Source organism: Desulfotruncus arcticus DSM 17038, assembly GCF_900113335.1.
Lineage (GTDB): Bacteria > Bacillota > Desulfotomaculia > Desulfotomaculales > Desulfallaceae > Desulfotruncus > Desulfotruncus arcticus.
The window spans coordinates 1-11,535 of the sequence record NZ_FOOX01000006.1 but is presented as its reverse complement, the minus strand read 5'-3'; the positions used below and the strand labels follow the sequence as shown (position 1 = coordinate 11,535).

The window sequence follows — 11,535 nt, the reverse complement described above, 5'->3', positions numbered from 1 at the left end:
TCATGCTTATCGGCATTGTGGTATCCAATGCAATTTTGCTTATAGACCGACTTAATTTACTGTGTTCACGAGGGTATGACCTGCATGCGGCAATAATGGAAGGGGCGCATAACCGGGTGCGGCCGATTTTGATGACCAAATTGACCGCCATCCTGGCCTTGCTGCCTTTGGCGCTCAACTTCGGCGAAGGATCGGATCTGGAGTCGACGATGGCTGTTGTAGTTATCTTCGGTTTGATTTTTCATACTCTCATTACCCTGGTCCTGGTTCCGGTGCTATATTCTTTGTTTGAAAACACCCATATTTGATGGATGAGTGACTATTGGAGAAGTGGATGCAAAACTGGTGATTGAGCAGGCGATCCTTCCGACATGCTATGTCATAGGCGGAATTGATAGTGCGACATTCAGAGCACGGATTGCAAATAGTCCAAAACTGCAACCTCCGCCAGGCAAGAAAAGATAATCCTAATTAACATAGAAGCTCAGGTAGCTAACCAGTACAACATAGACAAGCGGACAATATACTACTGGGCCGGACTCTATTACGGACAGTTGACCAGCGGGCAACAATCAGCGACCTGCGCAAAACGGTAACCGTTAATGTATTGGGCTTCATCCGGTTCCCGGACGAAAGTCGCTACCACCATATATTCCATACCCGGGAGGACGAAACCGGTCAGATACTCAATGACGATCTGGAGATAAACCCCACTAATTTTCCGCCTGCAGTTCCTTTTTTTGCTCCATTTCCACTTGCAGGTTGCTTAATAGCAAGGTGTCGACGCTGCGTAGGTGCAGGTCGCGCTGCGGGAAGGGGATTTCCACGCCGTGTTCCTGCAACAGGTCGTTGATGCGGAAGTTCAGGGCGCTTTTAATCATGGTGCGCAGCACGGGGTGCGGTATCCAGTACAACAGGCGAAAGTCAAGGGAGGATTCGCCGAAATTAAGAAAGTCCACCCGGGGTGGCGGGTCGTCCAACACTTCTTCATGCTCTTGTGCTGCCTGCAACAGCAGTCTTTCCAGTAGCTGCACGTCGGAGCCGTAAGCGACCCCGATGAGTATCTCCTGCCGCACCTTGGGGTCACCATAAGACCAGTTCATGATTTGGTTTTCGATAAACTGGCTGTTGGGGATGATGATGTGCTCGTTGTTTCTGGTGCGCACGATAGTGGACCTGATATTGATGTGCTCGACGTCGCAGTGCAGGTCGCCAAGCTGAATCCTATCCCCTACCTTGATGGGCCGTTCAAAAAGAACGATTAGGCCCGAGATAAAATTGGAGATGATATTTTGCATACCGAAGCCGATCCCGATGCCGGCGACCCCGGCAAAAACGGTCAAAATGCTTAAATCAAAGCCTATCACCGGCAGGGCTACCAGGATGGAAACGACGATAATCCCGTAGTGCATCAGCCTAGAAAATGTGTATTGCATGCCCTGATCCATTTCGTAACGGCTGTAGACCCGGTGGAGCAGGAACCTGGATATGAAATTGGAAAACTTGATGCTTAGGCTGATGATTATGGCGGGCACAATAAAAGTCAGAGTGGTCACCGGCGTGTCGCCGATTTTAAACCACGTTTCGCCCAGCCACAGGGTGTCCCTGAAGTAAATAATAGCATAAACAATAATGGCGTAAAAAGTGCCCCAGTTAATTAATGATTGAATAAAGGGCGAAAGGTCGTTGTTTTCCTGTTTGGAATTAAAATAAAGATTTAGTTTTTTGACTAGCCAGGAGCGCAAGACAAAGAACAAAGGGATAAAAACCATGAAATTAATTTCGTTGTGATAAGGATAAGTCTGCCACAGCTGGTACCATTCCCTGATCACATCCATAGAAAATTCCTCCATGAAAACGACATTTGTTACATTATACCATATTCTGATGGTGCGGCCCTAGGCCGTGTCGAGCTATGGCTTTTTTTGAAAAAGAAAGCGGACATTTGCGTTGTATAGCATCTGGCATTATGACTTTAAAAAACCCGCAATCAGCACACGGGGTTGTGCCAGTTCTCACTCGAAGAATCTTTCTCCTGACTTTATCAGTTAACCTGGCTCAAACCCGCATGAAAACAGGAAATAAAAAAATAAAGGTGGTTATTTTGCCACTACGTAAGATTTACTTAAATTTACAGCACCACCCCATCAGCGGGAATTACATTTTTAGGAGACTTAATTCGTAACGTTCGTAGAATTGCTCAACTTGCTAACATCTTTGAAAAGCCAATGTGACAAAAAGAGCACCGGGCAGTTCGGTGCTCTTAATTATTTCCTTCATTACATTGCTCTTATAAGCTAAAAATTTCGCCCGAAGCCAAAGAGGATTTTGTAAAATTAAAAGCTACATTTCCCGGGAACTTAGTAATCCACAGGCGGCTGTAAGTCTGATTTCTAAAATTACGAAAAAAATTCGCAGGCTGGCGGAGCATCCTGGAATTGGGGCACCGCTATCTTCCATAGTGGATATTCAGACAGACTATCGTTTTCTTGTTTGTGCCAGTTACCTGATATTTTATAGGTATGAAGGTGGAAATGTTTTTGTATCGAGAATCTTATACGGCAAGCGGGATTATATGCGTAATTACAAATCATATGCTAAACAAGATTCCCCATTCGAGAAAACGCGTCGTACAATAATGAAGTCCGGCGGGATATGGGTTTTGCCCGCCGGTTTTAAATTTCCGCCAACTTCCTGCCGTATTCTTTTACTTCCTCCAGCGCTCCGGGATGTTCCAATATTTCTCCTTTAAGATCCACATCACTGTAACATAACGTTTTAACCAGTTTAACTTCCATAATCATGAAAAAATATTTAATCACCCGTATAGCTCCATCAAAAACGCCCGGTAGGTTAGTTCCGGCACAGCTAATGAAGATTCCGTTGCGCGCAGGTCTTTCCCCTAAATTAACCACTTTTTGATCCAACAGGTATTTTACGGCCCAGAATTGCTGGGAGCGGTCAATCAACGCTTTAGCCTGCGCATTGATGCCCATTGAAAAAATAGGTGCGGCAACAATTAAACGGTCGACTGACCGGATCTTATCAAATAGTTGCAGGGCATCATCTTTGATTACGCATTTTCCGGTGGTGTTGCATGCCCCGCAGGCCCGACAGGGTTCAAAGCGGTAATCTGCAAGCTGGATAAACTCCGTAGCACAGCCCGCTAAACGGCACTCTTCCAGTGCCGCAGCGGCGAGCTGTGAGGTATTTCCGTTAATGCGGGGGCTGCAAGCCAGGGCCAGGCAGGTCGGTTTTCCCGGCGCCGGTCCTACCCCGGTTATTCCTGGGCGCTCCATAATCCGTGCAGGTTACAATATCCTCTGGCCGTTACGCTCGGTCCGTCAACATTAAACTTGGCTTCGGGTTTTTCCCCCGGCTTCAGGTACTGCCTGTACACTTTCCCCCCGTCAATAATTTCAACCCATTCAATGTAGTGTTTTTCCTCCATTGGGTGCTCCACACTGCCTACTTTTATAGTTACAATGTTACCTTCTCTGGTGAGCACCGGAACGTGCTTTTCTTTTGCAGCGTCAACCGTGTTCTCCTTAAATAATACCATTGGCTGGTTGCAGCATACCAGACTGCCTTTACCCGGGTGCACAATCTCTACGATGTTTCCGCAAACGTTACATTTGTAAACCTGATTTAGTTCAGTCATTAAAATTCCTCCCCTTAGTTAACTTTAAGTTGTATTCATATTAGATTATACAAATTAAACTTATTTTAAGTATCTCTTAAGTATTTCTTAAAATGAAAAAGGACAGGCCTCCATATTGAGCCGTGCTTTACAGTTGGAGGAATGTCCCCATTAGATGTTAAAAATGAAAAGAGACATGCCTCTTTCACCGCCGGAGGGATGTCCCGTGCGCAATTCAATTATGGTGACCTGGATTAGCTGTTTTTAAATTTGTGGCAGTTTTTTAACCGTGGGGATATGATTATTTAAGTTATTTGACAATGGTTACAGGTATATTTACCCCGCTTAAAACTTTATAACTGACGCTTCCCAGCATCATTCCCTTGATAGTTCCCAAGCCGCGTCTTCCCATGATGACCAGCTCTATTTCATTTTCCTTGGCGTATTTGATAATTGATTCAGCCGGTTCACCTTCCAAAATAAGTTCTCTTACCCTGGCGCTGTTTTCACCGAAGCTTTTTCTGGCATTTTCTAAAATGCTGCCGGCGTTACTCTCTTTAAATGGGTAAGTAACGGATAAAAGAACGGCTTCCATATCGCAACATTTTTTCAGCAACCCGGCGGCGAAACAAACAGCGCGTGTAGAATATTCCGAACCGTCGATTGGGATTAATATCTTCATCAATAATACCTCCTTGAAAATGAAAATTTTTGCTTTTTTTAGCTTAATGAAGGAACATTTTTGATAGCTGGTAAGTCTAAAGCAGTAAATGATCAAATAACCCGGGAGGTTAGTGATATGCTTACAGCTATAGCAATGGTTTTGCTGGGTGCGTTTGGAATCCCGTTGATTATGAGAAGGTTTTCCGAAACTGAGTAATACTTTTTTAGTTAATTATAAGTGAATGAAAAAAAATTCACAATATGTACAAATATACTATGCCCTTATGACAAAGTTTTTTACGCTATTATAAATGTAACATATTTGTATATTACATGAGGTAATATTAAAGATAAAACACGTGCGCTGATGGAATTGATTAAGCGTACGTGTTTTTATTATATTAAGTCTGGGTGGACTGTATAAAAGAGAAAGTTATTTTTTATGCAGTTTAATGTCGTGCGTTTTACAATGCCAATTAATTGACCTTGAATGACGTTTGCAGTATACTGTTATTTGCAGTATGCTGTTTTTAACTTAACGAGAGGAGCAAATGGTATTGGGCAGCCCTAAAAAAGGAAAGAATTATCGGCATCTTCCGGCCTTTTTATTATTGTTCCTGGCCGAAGGAGACGCGCATGGCGGGGGATTGCTGGCTGTGCTCCAGGAGAGGCTTCCTAAGCCCCATGTGGACAGCGGCGCGGTTTACCGGGTGCTGCAGGAGTTGGAAAAGGACGGGGCTGTGGTTTTCCGGTGGGATACTACAGAGCCTGGGCCGGCTAAAAAAATTTACACGATTACGGAGAAGGGATGGGAGATGCTGGATTACTTTGAAGCAGATATAATCATGCGGATGCGCAACCTCAACTATTTTTTGACTAATTTCCAATCATTAAAAGAAAAGAACATGAACAAGAAAATTTAAAGCCTGGATAGCTAAAGCGGGGAGGATATCCTATGCATGAAACTAAATTTAGAACGGTGACCCTTGGAGTATTATCTATTGCCCATCTGATTAATGATATGTATAATAACTTTTTGCCACAGCTCTTGCCTATTATTGTGGCTACGGCCGGGTTTTCGGTAACCAAGGCCAGCTCACTGGTATCGGCCTTTACCATCACTTCGTCACTGGTGCAGCCGGTATTCGGCTACCTGGTTGACCAGAAAAATCAGCGCTGGCTGGTCTTTGTTGGTACTTTGTGGATGGCGGTGATATTGAGTTTAACCGGGTTGACCGTAAATTATGGGTTGTTGCTGATAATGGCTGCTGCAGCAGGCATTGGAACCGCCGCTTTTCACCCTCAGGCCTCGGCTATGGTATCTGCAGTAAGCGGTAACCGCAAAGGCTTTATTATGTCGGCTTTTGTGGCCTCCGGCAATGTCGGCTGGGCGGTGGCACCTGTAGTTTTGGTTCCCCTGTTTGCCATTTACGGAGCTAAAGGAACCACTGTTATGGTTATCCCAGGAATTGTAGCGGCTCTATTTCTATATATTTTTGCTCCTCGGACTGAAAAGAAAACCATTCAGAAAAAAAGTTTGAATGAAATAATTTCTTCCATGCGACCGGCGCTGGGTGAATTAAACAAGTTAATGGTCGTGGTGGCTCTGCGCTCTCTGGTATACACCGGCTTAATCACCATGCTGCCATTATATTTCAAGTCTGAAAAAATGGACCCCGGCAGAATTAGCTATCTATTATTCCTGATGCTTTTTGCCGGTGCGGCCGGTGGGCTGGCAGGGGGCTTTATTTCCGACAAATACGGTCGCCGGCCGTTGATTGCCGGTTCTCTGGTATTAGCGACACCGTTCTTTTATGGTTTTTTAGCTACTCAGGGATTATTGAGCGATATCTTTTTGGGTCTGGGAGGAGCTGCTTTGCTGGCATCCTTTTCTGTGACGGTGGTAGCGGCCCAGGAGGCTATTCCGGATAATAAAGCTATGGCGGCAGGGCTAAGCATGGGCTTTGCTATAGGTGTGGGTGGCCTGGCAGTAACATTGGTGGGTAAATTTGCTGATGTTTTTAGCCTTATGGCCGCAGTGCGCTTATTATTATGGCTGCCGCTAATTGCCGGTATTTTTGCCTTAACGCTGAATAAAAAGGGGCAGGCCGGTAAAAATCCCGGGCTTGCCAATTGACATGCCAAGAACAGTCCAACGCTAATCGTTGTTACACGGGGCTATTTCCGTCGATGCATAAAATGTAGTTTTTACAATCATAGCTTTGAAAAAATGTAGATTTAGTGATGCATAAGTTGCCGGAAGCCAGGGATATATAAGGCTCGGTGGTATATTTACTAAGGCCGGTATGGGCGAGCAAATAATAATATTCTTTTAAGGAGTGGTCTGTTCCTTTGGGGGCAGGTTTGAAAAAAGGACCCTGGCGTCTGGTTAAGTTATCTTGATTGCAAAAAGTATCACTGGCTTGGATGCCTGCTTCGTCAAGTATGTATATGCATTCCAGGTTGGACTGGCTATTGACCACCCTCTGCAACAGGCTGTCAAATTCATCAATAGTCAGTTCCGATAATTTGTCACAGAATTTCTTAATCAGTAAATCATAGTTCCTGTGTAGTTGCCTCTTGGCATGCATTTGCTCGATCATATGATTTTTAAAATTACTGGAGACTTCGGCGATACGGGTATAGAGTTCAGCTGAACATGTGGTTTTTGATGTGGGTTTGGCAAAGTAAAAACCCTGCAGCATATCTACGCCTAATTCAAGGGCCATAATTGTTTCTTCTTTTTTCTCCACCCCTTCAGCCACTACTAACGCGCCTATTTTTTGGGATAGGTTGACCAGAGATTTCAGTACTTCTTGTTTGTAATAATCTTGATTAATATTATCGACCAGTGCGCGGTCAGCCTTAATTAGGTCGGGTTTTACAAAAGCAATTCTGTCCAAATTGGAATAGCCGCAGCCGATATCATCCAGAGCGAATAAAAATCCTAATTCTTTGTGTGCGTTAATAAAGTTCTGCAGGGCACCAATGTCATTAACTTTGGATTCAATGATTTCCAGCACGATATTACACGGGTTGATTCCCGCATGTTTTACCTGGCGCTGCAAGTAGCCGGAACCCACAACTCCCAGGTCAATAATCGAAGTGTCAAAGTTCAAAAACAACAGCATTTCATTGTTTTGAGAAAAAACTTGCCGGAATTTTTCAAGGGCCTTCTTGCGGCATAATCTGTCCAGCTCCAGTGTCAAATTGTTTTCTTCAGCAAGTTTGAATAAGAGGTTGGGCATGATAATTTCGCCTGATGGTTGGCAAAAACCTCTGGTTAAAGCCTCTAACCCTACGATAGAACGCATTTTTGCGGAAACCAGCGGTTGAAAATATGTGTCTATTGATTCTTCTTCAATTATTTGATGTATGTTGATAGCTTGGCTGTAATTTTGCATATACTAAATACCCGTTAATTTAATTTGAATTTGGTTTAGCTTAACATCTGCGCCAAGAACCCCGATTATTTGCTCGTTGTTAAATATAGGTACCGACACCGTCAGGCAGGGCTGCCGGGTAATGGCAGATATGTATACGGGAGAGATAAATCTCTCACCGGATATGGCCTTTTGCCACCATTCCCGTACCTTGCCGTTGGCCAGGGCGGCCGGCGGCTGAGAAAAAAGGAACTTTCCATGGTTATCATTGGACCAAATAGCTTCTATATCCTGATATTTGTTTTTTAACTTAGATAATGCGGCCTTATGTGTATCCGGTTTCATGGCTACAATGTCCGCCTGATTTGAGGCTTGCACCAGCAGATTTCTGATGTCTTCAACATGCGAAGCCAGCTCGTTGTTCATCGTGTAAGACAGTTGATTGCCGGTTGCAGTTTTTTCCAGTGTTTCAGCGAGATCAGCCATCAACTGTCCTGTCTGCATGACTGATTCCAGATCCTGCAGATGATATTCCAGAACTTGAGCTGTTTGCTGCAGCCTGGTGCTGATATTGCTAAAAGTCTCCAATGCGGAATTGTTAACCTTTTCAATGGATCCAAGGCTTTGGGAGAGTACGTTGCCGACATTTTTTACCTGACTGGTTACTGCATGGGAAGAATCCAGACTGGTATTAATGCTTTCCACTACTGTGCCCACGTTTTGCTGCAGTTCTGACAGTATATTAAAGGTTTGCTGCACTGCCGTTGCTGTACGGTCGGAAAGTTTGCCAATTTCCGCCGCCACCACCGAAAAACCCCGGCCGTGATCTCCCGCCCGGGCTGCTTCTATGGAAGCGTTTAAAGCCAGCAATTTTGTTTGATTGGATATTTCCCCAATGCTCTCAGATATTAGTTTTACCTGTGCCACCGCTGTTTCCATCGTGCCTGTTTGTTCTTGCAGCAGGCGGCTGTTGCCGGTAATGCCCGTAACGGCATTGTTTACCTGTTCAACGGCGCAACTTATATCATTAATGGCTAGAGAGTTTTTTTGGAAATCTTGTTCCATTGCAGCACTGGCTTCGCTCAGGGCTATCGCCATGTTGCGCATCGATTGGAAGGCCTGGTTAATGTCAGCGGCAGACCGGGCTGCTGTTTCTGTTTGCTCTGAACCTGCCCGCACTTGATGGGCTGTAAGCTGTATCTCCCGGGCCAGGAATCTGGTTATGTCAATGATACGGGATATTGCCTTACCCAGGTTGGAAAATTCACCTGTGAAAGTTTGCTCTTTAATCATGGGCAGGCTAACAGCGGACCAACTTTCAATTGTCCTTTCCATTTTATGGAGTTGTTGCTGCTTTTTATTAACCGTCCGGCTGGTTAGCCAAAAGCATAAAGCGGCTCCTATGACAGCTCCGGCCAGTAGGTAGATCAGGTACATAATATTCAACATATTCAACTCCCAGGGGTAGCGTATATGAGCTTAGGTATAAGTTTATAAAAAATAAAAAACTGCCTTTAACCAGGCAGCTTCTTTGCTTGTGGCGAAAAAATAATACGTCTTCGTATTACATTATTATTTTGCAGATTATAGCCTATAAATTCATTTCTTGTCAATACAAAAAAGTTTTGGCATATACTTACCTTGGTCATGGTATTTTTTTCTGGAAACAGGTTGACGGCATAAAAAATCTGGTATAGTATAAAATGGGTCTTTGACACTTGCTTTAATATAGAAATCTCTACAAGCCTCGTTAGTTTAACAGCCTAGTTGACTAGATAAAACTCGAAACCCCTTGCGACATAAGGCCGCAAGGGGTTTTTTTATTTTAAGTTTTATTCATTTTTATGTGGCATAATTTGGCACAATATGTTATGATAGAGATATGGTCTGACTATGCAGATATGGGAGGTTTCTTGTTATGTATCTCAAAAAAACGTATCGAAAAGAATCAGGCAGAACCTATCTTGTTATCGCCCAAAAATACAGAAACCCCGTAACCAATATTTCGACTGATCGAACCATAAAGTCCCTGGGTTACTTGGACGAGCTGGAAAAGGAATATGACGATCCCATAGCTCATTTCAAGGAAGTCGCCCGCAAGATGACGGAGGAAGAAAACACGAAGAAAAAGCTAACACTAACCATCAACATGGATGAGCAGCTCGCCCAAGGAGCTGATGACAGGAAAAACTTCGGCTATGTCGCAATCTTAAAGATCTACCATGAACTCGGATTGCATCGCTTTTTCAACAACCGGGCACGCAATCAAGACTTCAAGTTCAACACTAATTCCATTATGATGCTGCTTGTTGTCTCCAGGCTACTCTCGCCCGGCTCCAAGAAGAAGGCGTTCGAAGAACGGCGCCGCTATTTTGAGCGCTTTAATTTTTCGCTGGGGGACGTGTACCGTGCCCTTTCGCATTTTGCAAAGATTTTCAGAGAATTCCAGCGGTATCTGCACGGGCAGATCGCTGAAAAATACGGGAGCAACACAAAGACGATTTATTATGATGTCACGAATTTCTACTTTGAGATTGACGAGGCGGATGAATTACGTAAATACGGCAGATCGAAAGAGCATCGTCACGATCCGGTCGTCCAAATGGGACTTGCTATGGACGCGGACGGGATTCCGCTCCATTATGAACTTTTCCCCGGAAACAAGCTGGATAAGGAAACATTCCGCTCCGTCATCGGCGAAGTCAGGAAGAATTACGGCACAGGCAGGATCGTGGTGGTCGCCGACATGGGGATCATCACAGGCGACAACATTTATTATCTGACTAGTGGGAAAAACAGGAACGGTTATGTGTTTAGTTTTTCTGTCCGCGGCGGCACGGACGCTTTCAGGAATTATGTGCTTGATAACGAGGGTTATGTTGGTTCTGACGGCAAGCCGGCCGGCGAGGATGCCGAGTTCAAAATCAAAAGCAGGAGGATTGCGCGAGATATAATTGTAAACATGAAAAGCGGTAAAACGGCAAAGAAGACCGTGTATGAAAAGCAAGTTGTGTTCTGGGCAAAGAAGTACGCGGACAAAGCAAGGGCGGAACGGGAAGAGGTTGTGAAAAAGGCTTTGGATCTTGTGGCGGATCCAAAGAAGTACAACAAAGCTATAACCTACGGCGCGGCCAAGTACGTCAAACACCTGGAATTCGATAAGGAGACCGGTGAAGTCCTTGTAAGTAAGCAACGTCCATGCTTTCATTCCGATAAACTTGTGCAAGACGAATTGTACGATGGTTATTATGCAATCGTTACCAGTGAACTGCAGATGTCCGATGGGGAGATTATTGACACATACCGCGGGCTGTGGGAGATTGAGGAAACCTTCAGGGTCACGAAGGGTACGCTTGAGACGCGCCCGGTATACGTCTCCCGGGAAGACCGCATCGCTGCGCACTTCCTCACCTGTTTCATTGCTCTCGTTATCTTACGGCTTATTCAGAAGAAAACGAATCGGCGTTACTCGTCGGAAAGGATTGTTGAGTGCCTAAACAGAATCGCCTGCTCCAATGAGCAGGATAACCTCTACATGTTCGATTACCGAAGCGAGATCTCCGATGCCATCGGCAATGCTCTCGACATCGATTTTACAAGAAAAAGACTTCGGCTCAGTGATATAAAAAATATTTTAGCTAACAGTAAAAAATAAAGTATTCCCCTACATATTTTTGAAAATATGTGAATGCCGCAACCCCTTTATTTATATGGGTTGCGGCCTATTTTTACCTTCTTATGCTGTCAAAGTCAGGATTATAGCCTATAAATTCATTTCTTGTCAATACAAAAAAGTTTTGGCATATACTTACCTTGGTCATGGTATTTTTTTCTGGAAACAGGTTGACG

13 protein-coding genes and 1 pseudogene are annotated in these 11,535 nt (G+C 44.4%); 8 read left to right on the top strand and 6 right to left on the bottom strand.

From position 1 onward, the window contains the following. Positions 1–2: 2 nt before the first annotated feature. On the top strand, positions 3–308 hold the full coding sequence (locus BM056_RS09380; protein WP_092471043.1) for an efflux RND transporter permease subunit: 306 nt from the start codon (positions 3–5) through the stop codon (positions 306–308). Between the two features lie 153 nt (positions 309–461). Beyond that, positions 462–518: pseudogene (locus BM056_RS27490) on the top strand (hypothetical protein); the annotation flags it as partial. Between the two features lie 195 nt (positions 519–713). Here the strand turns inward: BM056_RS27490 and BM056_RS09370 are convergent. Continuing rightward, positions 714–1,838, bottom strand: a complete 1,125-nt coding sequence (locus BM056_RS09370; protein WP_092471041.1) for a mechanosensitive ion channel family protein — start codon at positions 1,836–1,838, stop codon at positions 714–716. A 77-nt stretch (positions 1,839–1,915) separates the two neighbouring features. On the opposite strand from BM056_RS09370, the gene BM056_RS25860 reads away from it, so the two are divergent. Together BM056_RS25860 and BM056_RS27485 are read left to right on the top strand one after the other, a co-directional pair. Next, positions 1,916–2,185, top strand: coding sequence for a hypothetical protein (locus tag BM056_RS25860; RefSeq protein WP_131820748.1), 270 nt, complete (start codon positions 1,916–1,918; stop codon positions 2,183–2,185). Positions 2,186–2,335: 150 nt separating this feature from the next. After that, the gene (locus tag BM056_RS27485) at positions 2,336–2,752 is read left to right on the top strand and encodes a type II toxin-antitoxin system RelE/ParE family toxin (RefSeq protein WP_092471039.1); all 417 of its coding nucleotides are present in this window, start codon (positions 2,336–2,338) and stop codon (positions 2,750–2,752) included. On the opposite strand, the gene BM056_RS09360 is transcribed toward BM056_RS27485, so the two are convergent. From BM056_RS09360 to BM056_RS09350, 3 genes are all read right to left on the bottom strand, one after another. Beyond that, positions 2,676–3,299, bottom strand: a complete 624-nt coding sequence (locus tag BM056_RS09360) for a flavodoxin family protein (protein WP_092471037.1) — start codon at positions 3,297–3,299, stop codon at positions 2,676–2,678. The two genes, BM056_RS27485 and BM056_RS09360, sit on opposite strands and share 77 nt — an antisense overlap. Then, entirely contained in the window at positions 3,281–3,661 is a 381-nt protein-coding gene (locus BM056_RS09355; protein ID WP_092471035.1) for a desulfoferrodoxin, read from the bottom strand. Before BM056_RS09355 ends, BM056_RS09360 begins: the two co-directional genes overlap by 19 nt. A gap of 289 nt (positions 3,662–3,950) precedes the next feature. Continuing rightward, the gene (locus BM056_RS09350; protein ID WP_092471033.1) at positions 3,951–4,322 is read right to left on the bottom strand and encodes a universal stress protein; all 372 of its coding nucleotides are present in this window, start codon (positions 4,320–4,322) and stop codon (positions 3,951–3,953) included. Positions 4,323–4,382: 60 nt separating this feature from the next. Between BM056_RS09350 and BM056_RS26155 the strand changes: the two genes are divergently transcribed. The 3 genes from BM056_RS26155 to BM056_RS09340 all read left to right on the top strand — a co-directional run bounded on the left by BM056_RS26155 (position 4,383) and on the right by BM056_RS09340 (position 6,440). After that, positions 4,383–4,520, top strand: a complete 138-nt coding sequence (locus BM056_RS26155; RefSeq protein WP_165613452.1) for a hypothetical protein — start codon at positions 4,383–4,385, stop codon at positions 4,518–4,520. A 340-nt stretch (positions 4,521–4,860) separates the two neighbouring features. Continuing rightward, positions 4,861–5,226: a PadR family transcriptional regulator gene (locus BM056_RS09345; RefSeq protein ID WP_238456390.1), complete on the top strand. Its 366-nt coding sequence runs from the start codon at positions 4,861–4,863 to the stop codon at positions 5,224–5,226. A 32-nt stretch (positions 5,227–5,258) separates the two neighbouring features. After that, a complete protein-coding gene (locus BM056_RS09340; RefSeq protein WP_092471029.1) occupies positions 5,259–6,440 on the top strand; it encodes an MFS transporter in 1,182 nt (393 codons plus the stop codon). Positions 6,441–6,471: 31 nt separating this feature from the next. Here the strand turns inward: BM056_RS09340 and BM056_RS09335 are convergent, their stop codons facing one another. Together BM056_RS09335 and BM056_RS09330 are read right to left on the bottom strand one after the other, a co-directional pair. Continuing rightward, the gene (locus tag BM056_RS09335) at positions 6,472–7,707 is read right to left on the bottom strand and encodes an EAL domain-containing protein (RefSeq protein WP_092471027.1); all 1,236 of its coding nucleotides are present in this window, start codon (positions 7,705–7,707) and stop codon (positions 6,472–6,474) included. Positions 7,708–7,710: 3 nt separating this feature from the next. After that, positions 7,711–9,135 (bottom strand): methyl-accepting chemotaxis protein, encoded by a 1,425-nt coding sequence (locus BM056_RS09330; protein ID WP_092471025.1) that lies wholly within the window; start codon positions 9,133–9,135, stop codon positions 7,711–7,713. Positions 9,136–9,604: 469 nt separating this feature from the next. On the opposite strand from BM056_RS09330, the gene BM056_RS09325 reads away from it, so the two are divergent. Beyond that, positions 9,605–11,341 (top strand): IS1634 family transposase, encoded by a 1,737-nt coding sequence (locus BM056_RS09325; protein WP_092471023.1) that lies wholly within the window; start codon positions 9,605–9,607, stop codon positions 11,339–11,341. Positions 11,342–11,535: the final 194 nt, after the last annotated feature.